The following is an 18,113-nucleotide window of genomic DNA, read 5'->3' on the forward strand; positions in this document are numbered from 1 at the left end:
AGGTCTGCTGCACCTCCCGATAAAGGTCTTTGCGAGAAGTTATGTATCAACAACAGTGGAATAACGACCATATCTACCCGGGCCTCGACAGCCCCGAGCTGGAAGCGGACATGCGCGCCGCCCGCCACGCGCTGGAAGAGCTGGCCAGCTATATGGCAGGCCTGGACGGGGTGCGCGGCGATGACGCTGCGCTGCAGGATTTCTTGCGGGAAGTGCGGCTGCGCGCCCGCGATATTCGCCATATCGGCTGGAACGTCGCCATTCTGGCCGCGTGCCGCGGCAGTCAGGATGCGCGGGATCCGCAGGCCAAACAGCTGGCGTCCCGTGCCCGCGCCCTTAACGCCGATCTGTTCAAGATCCTGGCGCCGGTGGAAGATCTGATGCTGGCGCTGCCGGAAGTTGAATTTGCCGCGCTGATGAGTGATCCGCTGCTCGGCGAGGAGGCGTACCGCTTGGGCCATGAGCGTCGTTTGCAGGATCAGCGCTTGCCGGTGGCGGCGGAGCAGCTGGTGATTGGTCTGGGCACCGATGGTCTGCACGCCTGGGGCAACCTCTATAACGATCTGGTGGGCAAGATCCGCTTGACCATTGATGGCCGCGAGATGGGGCTGGCCGAGGCGAGCAATCTGCTCTCCAGCCCGATACGTGCGCTGCGTTTAGAAGCCTTTGATGCCATCAGTGCTGGCTGGGAGGGAGAGCAGGAGACGGTGGCCGCCATCCTCAATGCCCTCAACGGCTGGCGGCTGGAGCTGGCCCGTCAGCGCGGTAAAACCCGTGTGCTCGATGCGCTGGATCTCTCCTGCCACCAGAGTCATATCGAGCGAGCCACCCTCGATGCCCTGATGAGCGAAACCTGGCGAGCCCGTGGGTTGGGCCAGCGCGCCCTGGAGCTGATGGCCGAGCGCCTTGGTCTCGACGATCTGGGGCCGGAGGATCTCTTTGCACCGCCGCCAGCTTCCAGCAGCCGCGACATTCCTTTTGATGAGGCGATCGAGTTGATTGCCGATGCCTTTAGCCGATTCGATCCCGAGATGGGGGCATTTGCCCGCATGATGGCCGAGAAGGGGTGGATTGATGCGGCGCCCACGCCAAATCGCCGCACCGGCGCCTACTGCACCAAGTTTGCCGAACCGGTCGAACCGCGGGTCTTCGTTACCTATGCCGGTACCATGGACAACGTCATTACGCTAGCCCATGAGCTGGGCCACGCCTGGCACAACTGGGTGATCCGCGATCTGCCGATGAGTCAGCGCAGCTACCCCATGACGCTGGCGGAGACCGCCTCCATCTTCGCCGAAACCCTGGTGCGCAGCGCCCTGTTCGAGCAGGCGCAAAGCCCGGAAGAGCAGCTGGCCATCACCTGGGCCGAGGCCGACGGCGCGGCCACCTTCCTGGTCAATATCCCGGCTCGCTTCGATTTCGAGCAGGCCTTGGTGGCCGAGCGGGCGCAGGGTTATGTGTCGGCAGAGCGGCTCAAGGCGTTGACCGACGAGGCGTGGGGACGCTGGTATGAGGGGAGCCTGACCCGCTATCACCCCATGTTCTGGGCGGCCAAGGCGCACTTCTCCATCGCGGGGCTGGGCTTTTACAACTATCCCTATCTGTTCGGTTATCTGTTCAGCCTCGGGGTCTATCAGCAGTTGATGAGCCGCAAGCCGGCGGGGAAAGAGGGCATTGCCGAGGCGTATCGTGCCTTGTTGCGCGATACCGGCCGGATGAGCGCCGAAGATCTGGTAGCCAAGCATCTGGGGCAGGATATCCGTGAGGCCGCCTTCTGGCAGGGGAGTCTGGCACAAGTAGCGCAGGCGATAGAACGCTTCGCACAGTTGCCTGCCTGATTGGGTCAGCGGTGATATGAACAACAGGCCCCCGGACAGTCTCGCTGTCCGGGGGCCTGTTTGTTATGCCTGCTTTTGTTGCGGTTTGATGGGACCAACGAACAGGGGGCGGGTCTGGTGAGTCAGATCCGGCTGATAGCCGTTGAAGAAGAGGTTGAGCAGCACCGAGCTGATGGTGGCCAACAGAATACCGCTATGAAAAAGCGGTTGTAGCTGCGCCGGAAGTTGTTGGAAAAAATTCCCGGAGACCGTCGGGATCATGCCAATTCCGAGACTGATGGCGACGATATAGAGGTTGTGACGGTTGCTGTTGTAATCGGTGCGCGCCAGGATGCGAATGCCGGTGGCCAGCACCATGCCGAACATCACGATACCGGCGCCCCCCAGCACGAAGGGCGGGATGGAGGCGACCAGCACCGACATCTTGGGGATGAGGCCAAAGGCGAGCAGGATCCCCCCCGACATCACGCAGACCCAGCGACTCGATACCCCGGTCACGCTCACCAGACCGATATTCTGGGAGAAGGAGGTGTGGGGGAAGCTGTTGAATACCCCACCAATAATGGTGCCGATGCCATCCACCCGCAGCCCGCGTACGATATCACCGCGCCTGGCCGGATGGCCGACGATGTCGCCAAGGGCCAGAAACATCCCCATGGATTCGATAAAGGTGATGAGCATGATCACCGTCAGAGTGGCGATGGAGATGGGATCGAAGGTGGGCCAGCCGAAGGCGAAGGGCACTATGGGGGCAAACCAGGCTGCCTCGCCGAGGCCATCGAGGCTTACTTCGCCCATGGCGATGGCCACCGCGAAACCGAAGATGATCCCGAGCAGCACCGAGATATTGCTGAAAAAGCCCTTGGTGAAGCGGGTCACCAGCAGGATAAAGACGAGCACCAGAAAGCTGGTGCCGATATAGCGCAGGCTGCCATATTCCGGATTACCCTTGCCCCCCGCCATCCAGTCGATCCCCACCTGCATGATGCTGATCCCGATGGAGGTGATAACCACCCCGGTGACGACGGTGGGGAAGAGTGGCATCAGCCGACCTATCAGCGGCACCAGCAGGGTCGAGATGATACCGGCGGCGATGGTGGCACCGAAGATGCCCGTCAGCCCCAGATCCGGGTTGGCTCCGATGGCCAGCATCGGCATCACGGCGGCAAAGGTGACCGACATGATGACCGGCAGCCGGATCCCGGCAAAGCGGCCAATCCCGACACATTGCAGCAGGGTGACGATGCCGCAGCAGAAGAGATCCGAACTGATAAGGTAGGAGATTTGATCCTTGGGCAGCCCCAGACTGCCGCCAATCACCAGTGGCACCGCCACGGCGCCGGCGTACATCACCAGCACATGTTGCAGGCCCAGGGTAAAGAGTTGGCCCATGGGGAGCATGCGCTCCACTTCATCCACCGGGCGCTTGCGCGCACCCGGTCGGGGGGAGGGGGGATTGGTCTCGTTCATGAACAGATCACTCCTTGAAGCCCGCGCAACTGCTACAGGCAAGATAGTGAAAGCCGCAGCTTTCCCGGTCATTGATCTCGTGTATTGACAGAGGAGCCAGATCCCTCGGCAGTAGTGAGAGGGATCCGGTGCAGCACGGGTCAGTGCACAAAACATGCACAACACCGCTCACGATAGAAAGCGTTTGGCGATAACGCCTTGTTTTTGCGGGATGAGTCACATACCGGCCAGATAAGTGTCCGGTTGCTGGCAGGGGAAGGAGGTGAGGGCATCTCAGATTGGTAAGGGGTTTATCATTATTGGTCTGGCGATCTCACTTTGATAGCCGGGCACCATAATGTTGCTCGCAATGCCCCCCTCTGCATGTGACGGCGCTCGCGGGCCACAGGGCGCAATCGGGGGCGGGGGCGTGATCCAAAGCAAGAAAGTTGGATGTTTTGGTGGCGCACGGGGCCGCCGCTGGGGTAGTTTCGATAAAACCGACACAGATCCTGAGGTCTTATCCATGATCATCTATCTGCATGGCTTTGATGCCACCAGCCCAGGCAATCACGAGAAAGTGCTGCAGTTGCAGTTTATTGATGATGATGTGCGTTTCGTGCACTACAGCACGGTTCACCCCCGTCATGATATGAGCCATCTGCTCAAGGAAGTGAAAAAACAGCTCGATATGAGTACCGATCCCAAACCGCTGATCTGCGGCGTGGGTCTTGGTGGCTACTGGAGCGAGCGGATCGGCTTTCTGTGCGGTATTCGCCAGGTGATCTTCAACCCCAACCTCCATCCGGAAGAGAACATGCAGGGCAAGATCGACCGGCCGGAAGAATATGACGATATCGGTACCAAGTGTGTAACTGAATTTCGTAAGAAAAATTCAGGAAACTGCCTGTGTATCCTTTCCGTTCAGGATGAAGTGCGCGATAATCGGGACACTGAACGTGAATTGAAGAACTATTACGACATCGTGTGGGATGAGCGCGAGACTCATAAGTTCAAAAATATCTCGCATCATCTGCAGCGGATGAAGGCCTTCAAAGAAGCCTGATCCATCACGTCGACCGATTTCGTTTTAGGGAGCCAATGGCTCCCTTTCGTTTTGAGGAACCGAGGAAAATCATCATGATGAATATTGTCGTTGTAGGCGGCGGCGCCGGTGGCCTGGAGCTGGCCACCAGTCTGGGTCGCAAGCTTGGCAAGAAGAACAAGGCCAAGATCACTCTGGTCGATCGCAACCGCACCCACCTGTGGAAACCCCTGCTGCACGAAGTAGCCACCGGCTCCATGGATGCGGGCATCGATGCCCTGAGCTACCAATCTCACGCCAAGAACCACGGTTTCGACTTCCAGCTCGGCACCCTGACCGACATCAAGCGTGACGATAAACGCATCGTGCTGGCCCCGATCCACGACGACAATGGCGACATCGTGGTCAACGAGCGCGAGCTGCCCTACGACTATCTGGTGATGGCCATCGGTTCTGTCTCCAACGACTTCAACACCAAGGGCATCAAGGATAACTGTATTTTCCTCGATAGCCCCTCCCAGGCGCACCGTTTCCACAACAGCATGATGAACCGCTTCCTGCAGTTCGCCACCGAATACCAGCCGGGCGACAAGGTGAAGATTGCCATCGTTGGCGGCGGCGCCACCGGCGTCGAGCTCTCTGCCGAGCTCTACAACGCGGTCGAGCAGCTCTACGCCTACGGCTTCAAGAACCTCACCACCGACAGCCTGAAGGTGACCCTGGTGGAAGCGGGCCCACGCATTCTACCGGCTCTGCCGGAGCGCATCAGCGGCGCCGCCCATCAGGAGCTGGTCAAGCTGGGTGTGGACGTGCGTACCGCCACCATGATCACCGAAGCGACCAGCGACGGTCTGCACACCAAGGATGGCGAGCTGATTGAAGCTGACCTGATGGTGTGGGCGGCCGGTATCAAGGCTCCGGATTTCATGAAGGATATCGCTGGTCTTGAGACCAACCGCATCAACCAGCTGGTGGTGAAAGAGACCCTGCAGACTACCCGTGACGAGAACATCTTCGTTATCGGTGACTGCGCAGCCTGCCCGCAGCCGGATGGCAAGTTCGTGCCGCCGCGCGCCCAGTCTGCCCACCAGATGGCCAGCCAGGCGTTCAAGAACATTCTGGCCAAGATGAACGGCGGCGAGATGAAGCCCTACCTCTACCACGACCACGGTTCGCTGGTCTCCCTCAGCCGCTTCTCCACCGTGGGCAGCCTGATGGGCAACCTGATGCGCGGTTCCATGATGGTCGAGGGTTACATTGCCCGTCTGGTCTACATCTCCCTCTACCGGATGCACCAGATCGCCCTGCACGGCTACGTCAAGACCGGTCTCATCATGCTGGTGGGCCGCATCAACCGGGTTCTGCGCCCGACCCTGAAGCTGCACTAAGCCGGGATTTGGCACCATGTTGAATACCAAAAGGAGAGGCGATGGCCTCTCCTTTTTTATGGGCGCAGATCAGGAAAGAGAGCGTTACTTGCCCAGATAGGCACGGTCGAAGAAGGTATTGACCCAGTGAGGGCGGTAGATGGCCAGCACCGTCATCGCCATGCCGTTGAGCAGAGCTTCGGGGAACAGCAGCAGTGGCCAGATGGAGAGGTAATCCGCCGTGATAGTGTGCCAGGGGTAGCTGTCACTTAACCCCATCAGCAATGCGCTGGCGGCCACCTTGACCGAGATGGTGATGGCGCCACCGAGAAAGGCGGCCACGAAGATATAGACAAAGAGATGGCGCGGAAGCCAGGCCCAGCTGGCCAGAAACAGCAGCCAGCTGGTGGCTACCGGCAGGGCGATGCCCACCAGCGCTTGCCAGCCAAAATCGGCCAGATTGGTGACACCGAAGTAACCGAGCACCAGCAGGGTCAGGCAGGGGGCGAGCAGTGCCAGCCGCCAGCCCAGCAGCAGGGTGAGGGAGGTGAGCCCGAGAAAATGGACCTCCAGCCCCTCGTGCAGACCGGCCCTTAGATACCAGAGCGGCACCAGCGCGATGGCACTGCCCAGCAACAGGTGCTGATAGAGGGGGTTGTCATAGAGGGTTTGCCACAGGGAGCGGCGCAGGCTGAAGGCCAGCAGTACCAGCCAGATCAGGAGGGCGGCGAGTTGTCCTTCACTCATCTTGTCATCCATTCATGCAGTAGAGTCCGGGCGGCCTTCCCGACCGCCCCATAGCAGAGCAGGCTGACGAGTCAGCCTGCTTTTACCATCAATATTTGACGTTGTTGTGGTACTTGCCGAGGATGCCCTTGACCCGTTCCATGGTCTCCTTGCTGGGGGGCTTGATCCCGCTCAGCTCGTACGGGTCGCCCAGTACGTCCCACTTGTGTTTGCCGAGCTCATGGTAGGGGAGCAGCTCCACCTTCTCCACGCTATCGCCCAGCTCGGCGATAAACTGGCCCAGCCCTTCGGCGCTCTCGTCGTCGTCGCTCCAGGTCGGTACCACCACGTAGCGGATCCACATGGTCTTGCCTTTGGCTGCCAGATAGCGGGCAAACTCCAGGGTGTATCTGTTGCTGACGTGGGTCAGCGGAATGTGTTTCTCGTCATTGATCTGTTTGATGTCGAGCAGCACCAGATCGGTCTGGTCGAGCAGCTTGTCCACCTGTTCGTCGAGATGACGGACGAAGCCGTTGGTGTCGAGACAGGTGTGGATCCCTTTCTCTTTGCAGGCAGTAAAGAGTTCGGTAATGAAAGCCGGTTGCAGCATGGCTTCACCGCCGGACGCTGTCACGCCACCGCCGGAAGCATTCATGAAGTGGCGATAGCTGGTGATGTCACTCATCAACTCCGGTACGGTCACTTCGCGGCCACCTTCGGTATCCCAGGTATCGCGGTTGTGGCAGTACTTGCAGCGCATCAGGCAGCCCTGCATGAATACGATAAAGCGTATTCCCGGGCCATCGACAGTGCCGCAGGTTTCGACGGAATGGATCCGGCCAACGGTGCCGTGAGCTCCGGCTGGCTGGCTGATTTCAACGGCAGGGATCCGATTAATGACAGACATAAACAACTCCAACGATTCGAGCAGGCCGTTATTTTATTACATAAACCCCTATTGATCCTACACCTTTAGTCCGGTGCCCGGCTGCCAAGCAGCTGCTCCAGCCCCTTGACGGTGAGCGGCCGACTGGTGAGAAACCCTTGATAATGCTGGCATCCCAGCGCTTTGAGGATGGCCAGCTGCGCCTCCTCTTCCACCCCTTCGGCGGTGACGGTAAAACGGAAGACCTGGGCCAGATCGAGTATCGCCTTGACGATGGCTCTGTCCTGTTCGCTGTGTACAAGGGTCTGAATGAAGCTTCTGTCCAGCTTCACCTCATCGGCGGGCAGATCCCGCAGATAGGCCAGCGACGAGTAGCCGGTGCCGAAGTCATCGATGGAGATGAGGATGCCGAGCTCCTTGAGCTGGCGCATTCTGGCAATACTCTCCTGCCGATTCTCCAAGACTACCGATTCGGTCACCTCCAGCAGCAGGCGGGAAGGGGGCACACCGGTGTCGCGCAAGATGTACTCCACCTGTTGTACGAAGCCCTGGGTGTGGAACTGGCGGGCACTGACGTTGACCGATAGATGGGGGATCTGCAGGCCACGGTTGAGCCAGAAGCTGTATTGGGCGCAGGCGGTCTTCATCACCCAGTAGCCGATCTCGAGGATCAGGCTGGTCTCTTCGGCGATGGGGATAAACTCCCCGGGTGGCACCATGGTGCCGTCGCTGCGCTGCCAGCGCAGCAGCGCCTCGATACCCGACAGCGAGCCATTGTCGACCCGATATTGCGGTTGGTAGTGGAGTTGCAGCTCGTGGTGACGCAGGGCATCGCGCAGCTCATTGGTGAGGGTCAGCCGGTTCTTCTCATGCTGGGCCATCGCCTCGGAAAAGAAGACGTAGTGGCCCTGACCGGCGCGCTTGGCCATGTGGGTCGCGGTGTCGGCCTGTTGCATCAGGACCAGATGATCCGTCTCGTTGCCGGAGAAGAGGCTGATCCCCACCGAGGCGCTGCAGTGCAGTTTGTGATCGCCGATGTCGAACGGGGTGCGAAACAGCCCCATCAGCTCGCGGGCGAAGTGCTCTGCCAGAATTTTGGCGGTGACTTCCCCTTGTCCCAGCTGGGTAAAGAGCAGGGCAAACTCATCCCCCGAGATGCGCGCCTGCACCAGATTGTCCTGGGGCAGCTCCCTGAAACGCTGCACCACGGCCTGCAGCAACAGATCGCCGCAGGCGTGACCGAGGGAGTCGTTGATCGACTTGAAGTTGTCGAGATCCACCAGCAGCAGGGCGCCCCACTGGCCGTTGGTGGCGCTCAGGGTCTGCTGCAAAATATGGTTGAGGCTGCGGCGGTTGTGCAGACCGCAGAGATCGTCGTAGTAGGCGAGCTGCTCGATATGTCTGGCCGCCTCTTTTTCCTGGGTGATGTCGTAGAAGCTGCAGATGAAGTGGCTGAGCTCCCCCTGCTCATCCTTGACGCCGTTCACCATCAAGCGCACCGGAAAGAGATGACCATCCTTGTGCAGGCAGCGCTCTTCCCCGAGCCAGAACTCCTGCTCGTTGACGGTGCGGCTGACATCTTCTTTGAGATGATCCCCGTAGTAGGTGGGGCGCAGCTTGCGAATGGAGTGACCGATCACCTCTACCTCGCCAAATCCGGTGATCCGGCTGAAGGAGTGGTTGACCTTGAGGATGATGCCGTTGTGATCCATCACAATCAGCCCATCGTGGGTATTAAAGGCTACCTCGGCCAGCCGCAGGGCATCGTCGGTGGCGAGGCGCTTGAGTTCGATGGCGGCCCGCTCGTGCTGGCTGCTCAATAGATCCAGCAGCTGTTCGGGCTCCTCAAGGGGGGTATCGAGCAGCAGGGTGATCTGGCCAATGGGGGCGCCGCTCTGGCCATGGAGCGGAATGCCGATGTAGGCGCTGGCATTGAGGGCCAGCAGCCGGGTCGCCTTGGGATAGCGCACTGGCAGATCTTCCACATAGATGGCCTGACCATGCTGGAACAGCTCCTGAGCGGGGCCGGGGTCGAGCTGGATGGGCTTGAGGGTGGAGCAGATCTCCTCGTTGATGACGCAGCGGGGGATGATCCAGAGATCCTGACCGCGGGGCTGGAACTCGCCGATCCAGCCCACCCGGGCACCGCTGGCGCTCATGGCCCAGCTTACCAACGTCTTGCAGTAGTCGATGCCGGTCTGCTGGTGCAGCTCGGGCGGGAGGGCCAGCTCGGCGCGGTGCTCTTCTGGTTGCGGTTGCCAGTGGCCGAGCAGCTGGGCGCTGCTGCGCACTAGTTGCAACATCTCCTCGCTAAGCGGGGTGGGATCGAGATACTCCAGACTCAGCACCCCGAACAGCTTGTCCTGCTCCAGCAGGGCACCATCGAGGCGTGAGCGCACACCGGCACTGGTCAGATAGAGGTGATTGCTCAGCATCGGCTGGTGGGCGGCCTCCGAGAAACTCAACGATTTGCGGGTACGCAGGGCGCGGATATAGCGGCTGTCACCACGAATGGGGTAGAGCGCTTCGACCCCCAGGGTGAACACCGGGGTGAGTTGCTCGCTGCCGAGATCGCCGTTGGCCTGATAGTGCCAGAGGATGAGCCGATCGGCCCCCAAACTCTCTTTAAGGGCCTCGAGCAGGGGCGCATACTGCTGCTGGCTCGCCATCTGGCTGAGGCGCGGCAGTTGTAATGCCAGATCGGCGATGGGCTCCTGACGAAGGTTCTGCAGACAGATGAGCCAGAAGCCATCCTGCTCGTGGGCGAGGGCGATATGCCACAACTGGCTGGCAAAGCGCACGGTGATCTTGCCGCCATGGCCGTTGGCCAACAGTTGTTCGATGGGCAGGCGCAGGGCATCGGGCAGCTGGGCAGGCCAGGGGGCGCGCGGTTCGTCGAGCCAGTAGAGCGGGGTTTGCATCACGTCGGTCAGGGCGACCAGCCGTTGACTGCGCAGATCCAGACGGAAAAAGAGCGGCGTCTGGAGGGCAGGAGGAAGATGACTGAGTGCGGTAGACGACATGAACAAACAACATCCTGTTAAGCAACCGTCGGGGTTGCAAGAATACTGCAAAATGGTGCGAAACAAAATTTCATTGAATTCTAAATTAGAAAAGTCTAATTTATTGCCCATTATCATGTATGAGGAGTCTTGCAGATGAAACGGATCCTGATTATCGGTGGTGTCGCGGGGGGCGCATCGGCGGCGGCTCGTGCTCGTCGTTTGAGTGAAGAGGCAGAGATCGTGATGTTCGAGCGGGGCGAGTTTGTCAGCTTCGCCAACTGCGGTCTGCCCTATCACATCGGGGGCGATATCCCCGACCGGGATGCCTTGCTGCTGCAGACTCCCCAGAGTTTCAAGCGCCGTTTCAACGTCGATGTGCGGGTCTTCCACGATGTGATTGAGATCGACAAGGCGGGCAAGACCTTGCTGGTGCGCAACCTGCAAACCGGTGAAGAGCAGCGCGAGCATTACGATGTGCTGCTGCTGAGCCCGGGGGCGGCGCCGATCCGTCCTCCCTTCCCCGGTATCGACAGCCCCCATGTCTATACCCTGCGCAACATCCCGGACATGGATCGCATTCTGGCGGCCCTGCACCACGATCAGCCGCGCCACGTCACTGTGGTGGGCGGCGGCTTTATCGGGTTGGAGATGATGGAGGCACTGCACCAGCGCAAGCTGGATGTCACCCTGCTGGAGCTGGCCGATCAGGTGATGGCACCGGTGGACAAGGAGATGGCCAACATGCTCCATGCCCGCATCCGGGAAGAGGGGATCGACCTGCGCCTGCGCACCGGCCTCACCGCCATCGAGAGTCTGGATCTGCCTGCCGAGAAGACCTCCGCCGTGCCGACCGCCAAAAGCGGTGGCCTGCGCCTGACCCTCAATGACGGCTCCCATCTTGATACCGGTCTTTTGATCCTCGCCATCGGCGTCAAGCCGGAAACCCTGCTCGCCGCCAAGGCGGGGCTGGAGCTGGGCCCACGGGGCGGCATCAAGGTGGATGCCGGGATGCGTACCTCGGATCCCTTCATCTACGCGGTGGGGGATGCGGTGGAAGAGATTGACTTCGTCACCGGCGAATCTGTGTTGATCCCGCTGGCGGGCCCCGCCAACCGGCAGGGGCGCATCGCCGCCGACAATATGCTGGGCCGAAGCGAAACCTACAAGAAGACCCAAGGCACCGCCATCTGCAAGCTGTTCGATCTGGCGGTGGCCAGCACCGGCCTCAACGAGAAGCGACTGGTGCAACTGGGATTGCCGTTCGAGAAGGTTTATGTCCATCCGGGCAGCCACGCCGGTTACTACCCGGGCGCCCATCCGGTCAGCCTCAAGCTGCTGTTTGCCCCGGATGGCAAGATTTACGGTGCCCAGGCCATCGGCAAGGATGGCATCGACAAGCGCATCGACGTGCTGGCAGTGGCCCAGCGCGCCGGTCTCACCGTGTTTGACCTGCAGGATCTGGAACTCACCTATGCGCCGCCGTTCGGGTCGGCCAAGGATGTGATCAACATGGCCGGCTTCGTGGCAAGCAACCACCTGAAGGGGGACACCCTGCTCTGCCACGTGGCCGAGGTGCAGGCTCGTAACCCCCATCAGCTGGTGGTGGATGTGCGCAATGGCCCTGAGCTCGACAAGCTGGGCCGCATTCCGGGGGCGCTGCATATTCCCCTCGACGAGTTGCGTGGTCGCCTCCATGGGTTGCCCAAAGAGAAAGAGCTGCTGATCAGCTGTCAGGTCGGGCTGCGCGGCCATGTCGCCTGCCGCCTGCTGAGCCAGCACGGCTTTAAAGTGAAGAATCTCTCCGGCGGCTTCAAAACCTGGCAGATGGCCACTGCCGAGTAACCGTTTTATTTCTGTGCCTGTTTGCCCCTCTCCCTTGTGCGTGCAAGATGAGGGGCTTTTTGTTTCTGCTTTTCGCCCTCCTTGCATTCCCTAATTGCAGCAATATTTCGACACACTTTATTTCCTGTGCCGGACAAAATTAACGTTTTGTTCAGGGGATGGGTGCTATAACCCCTGCCTCGTTCATGATGAACCGTGTAGTAGGGAGAGTGACATGCTGGATATGCTGATGGCCATTTGGCATCAGGATTTTGACGCCCTGGTTCAGATGCAGGCGGTACCCCTGCTGATCAGTTGCCTGATGCTGGTACTGCTGCTGGAGTCCGCATTCGTCTTCCTGCCCCTGCCGGGGGACAGCCTGGTACTGCTGGCCGGTGGGTTGGTGGGCATGGGGGTGTTTGGCCCCGAAGTGACTCTTGTCTATCTGCCGTTGGCTGCTGGCATAGGTTCCGTGCTCGCCTACTGGCAGGGACGGGCCCTGCAGCGCACCCGCTTTATGGATCATATCGAACGGATGTTGCCTCCCGACAGCCTGCCCAAGGCGACCCGGCTGCTGAAAAAGTACGGTTTTCTGGCGATGTTCTCCTCCCGTTTTATCCCGTTCGTGCGGGTGCTGACCCCCATGCTGATGGGGATTGGCCGCCTGAGCGTGCTGCGCATGTGCGTGGCCAGCTTTGCCAGTGCCTTTATGTGGGCGCTCTGCCTCAGTTTGGTGGGCAAGCTGGCGATGAATACCCCCTTCTTCCTCCACCACAGCGAACTGTTGACCCGGGCCCTGCTGATTACCTCGCTGGTGCTGTTTCTGGCGGCCGTCATGGCCATCCTGTTTCGCTGGTTCAAAGGCGGAGCAAAAAACGAGACCAGCCACGACTAGATGACAACCCTTGCCGCACTGGATCAGTGGGCAAGGGGGTTCTCGTGCTGCAGGGGCGCGGAATTGTGCCCATTCGGGTAATGAGCTTTGTGTCGGGTGAGCAGGATGCCTTATCCTGTTTCCAGCCACGCTGCGTTTGCAGCGCTCCAACTCGGGATGGAACCTATGCGCCTCTTCGACTCTCCCTCTGCTTCTCACCGCTCTACCGCCGGAACCGGCGCTCTGCGCCGCCGCTGCTCGGCCCTGCTGCTATCCGGGCTGACAGGTTTGCTGCTGGCTGGTTGTGGCCCTGACAAGCCCGCCAGCCAAGTACTGACCCCAGAATCTACAGCCCAGCAGGAGGCCGGGGCGCCAACTTCTGTAGTGCAGGCCAATGCCCGCCAATATCGCGATGCGCCAGCGCTGGCGCTGGTCTTCTCCGGCCCCCTGGCGCCGAAGGCAAACTGGCAGAGCTGGCTCGGGGTCAGTGAGGGGGGCAAGCAGGTGCAGGGGGAGTGGATCCTCGCCGAAGATGGCCGCACCCTCTATTTCCCGAACGTCCAGCCTGATAAAAGCTATGAGGTGAGCCTCAAGGCGGGGCTGGGCCCATCCCCCCAGAGCTGGACCCTCAAAACCCGGCCGCTGGAGGCGGGAGCCTCCTTTACCGCCAGTGGCATGGTATTGCCGCTGCGCCAAGAGCTGCGCCTGCCCATCAGCGCGGTCAATGTGGATGAGGTCAATATCGACTTCTTCCGGGTCGATGCGGAATATCTGCCCCGTTTTCTGGCGGAATATCGCCCCGGTGCCGGCATGGGTAACTGGGAGCTTGAGCAGATTACCCAGCGGGCCAAGCGGGTGTTCAGTGGCCGCTATGCGCTGGAGCTCGATGCCAACCGGCGCGAGACCCGTCTCATCAATGTGAAAGAGCCGCAGTTGGCCGAGGCTGGCGTCTACTTTGCTGTGATGTCGCCCCTTGGCAACTATGACTGGCGCAAGGAGACCACTTATTTCGCGGTGAGCGACATGGGGCTCAGTGCCCGCCGTTACCGCGATCAGCTGGAGGTGTTCGTGAGCTCCTTGGCCAGCGCCGACCCGCTCAAGGATGTGCAGCTCTCCCTGCTCGATGAGAAGGGCAACCGGTTGCAGGTGCAAACCACGGATCCACAGGGTCATCGTCGCTTCGATCAGGTGCAGGGGGCTCGCCTGCTGCTGGCCGAGCAGGGCAACCATCTGGCGGTGCTGCGTCTCGATGGGGCTGCGCTCGATCTCTCCACCTTCGATCTCGGCACCCAGCCCTGGCAGGCCCAGCAGTTGTATCTCTTTAGCGGGCGCGACCTTTATCGCCCCGGCGAGCGGCTCGACAGCGAGATCCTGCTCAAGGGCCAAGATGGCCAGCTGCTGCCGGGGATGGCGGTGGAGCTGGAGGTGAAACAGCCGGATGGTCAGCTGCTCGAACAAAAGCGGCTGCTACCGGACAATCTTGGCGCGGCCCATTACGGCCTGCGTCTGCCGGACGATGCGCCGCTCGGGCGCTGGACCATTAACCTCAAGACCGCCGCTGGTAGTCGTTTCGAGTGGCCCTTTTTGGTGGAGGAGTTTCTGCCAGAGCGCTTGAAACTGCAGCTTGGCAAGGGGCCGGATGGTGAAGTGACGGATCTGGACGCCGCTCTCGCCCTGTCGCTGCAAGGGGACTATCTCTACGGTGCGCCAGCGAGTGCCACTAAGGCCAAGGCAGAGGTGAAGATCAGCCGCGCCACCATGCCCTTTACTCAGTGGCAGGAGTTCACGCTGGGTGACGTGCTGCTCGCCGAGCAGGCCAAGGATCTCGAGGCGCGCAGTCTCACCCTCAATGAGCAGGGGCAGGGGACTTTTTCGCTTACTGATGAGCTCGATGGGGTGCGCGCCCTCGGGCCGCTGGAGGTGGCCTATCGGGTGTCGCTCTCCGAGCCCGGTGGCCGCGCCGTCAATCGCAGCCGCACCCAGTATGGCTGGCCTGCGGGCAGCCAGTGGCCGGCGCTCAAGGCCGACTTCGTGGCGGATCGGGTAGAGGGGGGCAAGCCTCTGCCCTTCCAGATCCTCAATCTCGATGAGCAAGGCCAACCGGTGGCGGGGGCGGTGAAAGTGCGCCTTATCAACGAGTACCGCGACTACTACTGGCACTACGCCGATGGCGAGGGGTGGAAGTACGAGTTCAACAGCCAGCCCTATCTGGAGCAGGAGCAGACCCTGCAGCTGGACGGCAAGGGGCCGACTCCGCTCACGCTGCAACTGGCGGCGGGCTGGTATCGGTTGGAGGTGGAGAACAGTCAGGGCCATCAATCGAGCCTGCGGGTGGAGATCGGCAGTTACGCCTGGGGCGGCGGTGGCGAGCAGGCAAGGCCCGACAAGATTGCCATCACCCTCGACAAGCGCGCCTATCAGGCGGGTGACAAGGCCAAAGTGACGCTGGTGGCGCCGCGCCCCGGCAAGGGGTTGCTGCTGGTGGAAGATGGCGACGGTCTGCGCTGGTGGCAGCGTATCGAGCTCAAGGGGGCCGCTGACGATGCCAAGGATGCCCGCGGCGAGTTCGAGATCCCGGTCAGCCCCGAGTGGCAGCGCCATGACTTGCATATCTCGGCCCAGCTCGCCGCGCCAGACAGCGCCTCCAAGCCGGTCAGTAGCCAGCAAGGGCAGAGTCTGCGCTCGGTTGGGCTGGTGCCGCTCACCCTGGATCGGGAAGCGCGCCGTATGCCGCTCACCCTGAGCGCACCGGATAAAGCGGTGCCGCTTACCCGGCTGGAAGTGACCGCCACCTCCACCCCCAACAGTCAGGGACGGGTGGTGCTGGCGGCGGTGGATCGGGGCGTGCTCAATATCAGCGACTACCAGCCTCTCGACCCGTTCGAGATCTTCTTTGGTCGCAAGCGCTTCGCCCAAGATTTGTTCGACAACTACGGGCAAGTGATCCCGCCGCAGGATGGCAAGCTGGCCCGCCTCAATTATGGGGGTGACCGGGCACCGCTGAAAAAGGGCGGCGCGCTGGAGAGCCGGGTCGAAGTAGCCGCACTGTGGAGTGGCGAGGTGAGTTTTGATGAGAGCGGCAAGGTGGTGATCCCGCTCGATCTACCCAACTTCAACGGCGAGCTGGCACTGATGGCGCTGGCCTGGAACGAACAACAGGTCGGTGAGGCCGAGCGCGCCGTCAAGGTGGTGGCGCCCTTGGTGGCCGAGATCGGCTGGCCGCGCTTTGGCGCGAGAGGGGATGAGACCCGTGCGCTGGTGCAGCTGCGCAACATGAGCGGCGAGGATCAGACCCTCTCCCTTGTCTGGACCCTCAACGGTGGGCTCAAAGCAAACGGCGAGCTGCCCGGCAACCTTTCCCTTAAAAATGGCGAAGAGCAGTGGTTGACCCTGCCGCTCACCGTGACCGGGGCGAGCGGTGTGGCGAGCCTGCAGTTGGCGGCCAGCGGCAAGGATTTTGCCATCAGCCGCGACTGGACTTTGCCGCTGCGTTCCCCCTGGCCTGCCGAGACTCGCCAGCGCTATCAGATGTTGGCTCCCGGCCAACAGATGAGCTTTGCGCCAGCTGAGCTGGTCGGGCTGGATCGTGCCAACCTGCAGGGGCTGCTCAGCCTCTCCGGTACTCCCCCCTGGGATCCGGCAGCCCAGTGGCAGGCTCTGGCCGACTACCCCTACGCCTGTCTGGAACAGACCCTGTCGCGGGCCTGGCCTTACTTGTTGACAACGGCGGATGAGCGGGCCGCCTGGAGCAAACCAGCAGAGGACAAGAAAGCGGCGAGCGAGGCGGATGTGCAACGCGTCCTGCTGCAGCGGCTACAGCGGTTGCAACTGCCCAGCGGCGGTTTTGGTCTCTGGGATGGTCGCTCCGACGAGGAGCAGTGGCTCACCGCCTATGCCGCCGACTACCTGCTGGCGCGCAAGGAGGCGGGCGACGCAGTGCCGGAGGCCATGCTCAATCAGGCGCTGAACCGGCTGCAAAGCTATCTCACCGACAGTCAGTATGGTGAGCGCTGGAGCAGTGCCCCCGAGCACAGCCGGTTGGCCTATCAGGCCTACAGCGCCTATGTGCTGGCCCGGGTGGGCAAGGCACCGCTCGCTACCCTGCGTCTTATCTGGGAGCAGCAGGCCGATCACGCCCGCTCAGGTTTGCCGCTTTTGCACCTCTCGCTGGCGCTCTCGGCCATGGGGGATGAGCAGAACGCCGCCAAGGCCCTCAGCCGGGCACTGGCGACCGAGCGTGGTGACGACTATCTCGGGGATTACGGCTCGACGCTGCGCGATCAGGCCCTTGAGTTCTCCTTGCTGCGCCAGCACAAGCTGGCTGCGGAGCGCTGGCCTGATCTCAGCGCCAAGGTAGCCGATACCCTGGCCCATCGTCAGTGGCTCAGTACTCAGGAGCGGCTCGCTCTGTTGCGACTCGCCCGCTTCGATCCGGCCGTCGACTGGCAGGCCAAGGTCGCCTCATCCTCTGGCATCGAAGCCTTGAGCGGTTCGGCCCCGTTGCAACTGGGTGCCCCCGAGGCACTGGCGGCCAGTGTGGTTACCAACGAAGGCAAGGGAGCCCTCTATGTACAGCGCACTCTGGTCGGCTACCCCGAACAGGCGCCAGCACGGATTAGCAAAGGGATGAGCGTGACCCGCAGCTGGTTCAACAGCGATGGTCAACCGTTCGATCCCGCCACAGTGATGGTGGGCGATCTGGTGGTGGTACGGCTCAATGTCAGCAGCGAATCGGCGGTGCCCGATGCCCTGCTGGTGGAGATGGTGCCCGCTGGCTTCGAGCTGGAGAACCCGGCCCTTGGCAACAGCATCAAGCTGGAAGAGCTCTCCATCGAGGGGAAACCAGCGTGGCAGAGCGAATGGAACGACTATCTCAAGCATCAGGAGTTTCGCGATGACCGCTACACGGCAGCGCTGGATCTGAGCGAGGGGAGCAACCAGCAGCTGGTCTACCTGATGCGGGCGGTGACGCCGGGTCGCTATCAGGTGCCGCCGACCCAGGTGGAGGATATGTACCGGCCCGAGCTGCGGGCTGTCGGTGAGGATATCCACGAGGTGCGTATTTCTGAGTAACAAACCCTCCCTTGAGCGGGTTCGCCCGC

At 61.3% G+C, this 18,113-nt stretch carries 10 protein-coding genes; 6 read left to right on the plus strand and 4 right to left on the minus strand.

The window, feature by feature from the left end; translation table 11 throughout:
* The first annotated feature begins 41 nt into the window (after nucleotides 1-41).
* Complete coding sequence (locus OKC42_RS01710) at nucleotides 42-1,838, plus strand: M3 family oligoendopeptidase (RefSeq protein ID WP_270803792.1); 1,797 nt, start codon at nucleotides 42-44, stop codon at nucleotides 1,836-1,838.
* 63 nt (nucleotides 1,839-1,901) lie between these two features.
* Here the strand turns inward: OKC42_RS01710 and OKC42_RS01715 are convergent, their stop codons facing one another.
* A complete protein-coding gene (locus OKC42_RS01715) occupies nucleotides 1,902-3,308 on the minus strand; it encodes a nucleobase:cation symporter-2 family protein (protein ID WP_270803791.1) in 1,407 nt (468 codons plus the stop codon).
* 505 nt (nucleotides 3,309-3,813) lie between these two features.
* Here OKC42_RS01715 and ycfP point away from each other — a divergent pair.
* On the plus strand, nucleotides 3,814-4,353 hold the full coding sequence (ycfP, locus tag OKC42_RS01720; protein ID WP_005334000.1) for an alpha/beta hydrolase YcfP: 540 nt from the start codon (nucleotides 3,814-3,816) through the stop codon (nucleotides 4,351-4,353).
* 74 nt (nucleotides 4,354-4,427) lie between these two features.
* Nucleotides 4,428-5,720: an NAD(P)/FAD-dependent oxidoreductase gene (locus OKC42_RS01725; RefSeq protein WP_005353047.1), complete on the plus strand. Its 1,293-nt coding sequence runs from the start codon at nucleotides 4,428-4,430 to the stop codon at nucleotides 5,718-5,720.
* 84 nt (nucleotides 5,721-5,804) lie between these two features.
* Here OKC42_RS01725 and OKC42_RS01730 read toward each other — a convergent pair whose 3' ends face one another.
* The 3 genes from OKC42_RS01730 to OKC42_RS01740 all read right to left on the minus strand — a co-directional run bounded on the left by OKC42_RS01730 (nucleotide 5,805) and on the right by OKC42_RS01740 (nucleotide 10,334).
* The gene (locus OKC42_RS01730) at nucleotides 5,805-6,446 is read right to left on the minus strand and encodes an energy-coupling factor ABC transporter permease (protein ID WP_270803790.1); all 642 of its coding nucleotides are present in this window, start codon (nucleotides 6,444-6,446) and stop codon (nucleotides 5,805-5,807) included.
* A gap of 88 nt (nucleotides 6,447-6,534) precedes the next feature.
* Nucleotides 6,535-7,332, minus strand: a complete 798-nt coding sequence (pflA, locus tag OKC42_RS01735) for a pyruvate formate lyase 1-activating protein (RefSeq protein WP_080768686.1) — start codon at nucleotides 7,330-7,332, stop codon at nucleotides 6,535-6,537.
* A 65-nt stretch (nucleotides 7,333-7,397) separates the two neighbouring features.
* Complete coding sequence (locus OKC42_RS01740) at nucleotides 7,398-10,334, minus strand: sensor domain-containing phosphodiesterase (RefSeq protein ID WP_270819001.1); 2,937 nt, start codon at nucleotides 10,332-10,334, stop codon at nucleotides 7,398-7,400.
* 135 nt (nucleotides 10,335-10,469) lie between these two features.
* Between OKC42_RS01740 and OKC42_RS01745 the strand changes: the two genes are divergently transcribed.
* The 3 genes from OKC42_RS01745 to OKC42_RS01755 all read left to right on the plus strand — a co-directional run bounded on the left by OKC42_RS01745 (nucleotide 10,470) and on the right by OKC42_RS01755 (nucleotide 18,084).
* Entirely contained in the window at nucleotides 10,470-12,158 is a 1,689-nt protein-coding gene (locus tag OKC42_RS01745; protein WP_270803788.1) for an FAD-dependent oxidoreductase, read from the plus strand.
* Between the two features lie 214 nt (nucleotides 12,159-12,372).
* Nucleotides 12,373-13,032: a DedA family protein gene (locus tag OKC42_RS01750; protein ID WP_005353037.1), complete on the plus strand. Its 660-nt coding sequence runs from the start codon at nucleotides 12,373-12,375 to the stop codon at nucleotides 13,030-13,032.
* A 165-nt stretch (nucleotides 13,033-13,197) separates the two neighbouring features.
* Nucleotides 13,198-18,084 (plus strand): alpha-2-macroglobulin family protein, encoded by a 4,887-nt coding sequence (locus tag OKC42_RS01755; protein ID WP_270819002.1) that lies wholly within the window; start codon nucleotides 13,198-13,200, stop codon nucleotides 18,082-18,084.
* Nucleotides 18,085-18,113 lie beyond the last annotated feature (29 nt).

The organism is Aeromonas sp. Y311-2, assembly GCF_027706025.1.
Lineage (GTDB): Bacteria > Pseudomonadota > Gammaproteobacteria > Enterobacterales > Aeromonadaceae > Aeromonas > Aeromonas veronii.

Excerpts from the sequence above, each read along its gene's own strand:
- OKC42_RS01710 (WP_270803792.1), top strand. The coding sequence starts at position 42 with ATGTATCAACAACAGTGGAATAACGACCATATCTACCCGGGCCTCGAC.
- OKC42_RS01715 (WP_270803791.1), bottom strand. The coding sequence starts at position 3,308 with ATGAACGAGACCAATCCCCCCTCCCCCCGACCGGGTGCGCGCAAGCGC.
- ycfP (WP_005334000.1), top strand. The coding sequence starts at position 3,814 with ATGATCATCTATCTGCATGGCTTTGATGCCACCAGCCCAGGCAATCAC.
- OKC42_RS01725 (WP_005353047.1), top strand. The coding sequence starts at position 4,428 with ATGATGAATATTGTCGTTGTAGGCGGCGGCGCCGGTGGCCTGGAGCTG.
- OKC42_RS01730 (WP_270803790.1), bottom strand. The coding sequence starts at position 6,446 with ATGAGTGAAGGACAACTCGCCGCCCTCCTGATCTGGCTGGTACTGCTG.
- pflA (WP_080768686.1), bottom strand. The coding sequence starts at position 7,332 with ATGTCTGTCATTAATCGGATCCCTGCCGTTGAAATCAGCCAGCCAGCC.
- OKC42_RS01740 (WP_270819001.1), bottom strand. The coding sequence starts at position 10,334 with ATGTCGTCTACCGCACTCAGTCATCTTCCTCCTGCCCTCCAGACGCCG.
- OKC42_RS01745 (WP_270803788.1), top strand. The coding sequence starts at position 10,470 with ATGAAACGGATCCTGATTATCGGTGGTGTCGCGGGGGGCGCATCGGCG.
- OKC42_RS01750 (WP_005353037.1), top strand. The coding sequence starts at position 12,373 with ATGCTGGATATGCTGATGGCCATTTGGCATCAGGATTTTGACGCCCTG.
- OKC42_RS01755 (WP_270819002.1), top strand. The coding sequence starts at position 13,198 with ATGCGCCTCTTCGACTCTCCCTCTGCTTCTCACCGCTCTACCGCCGGA.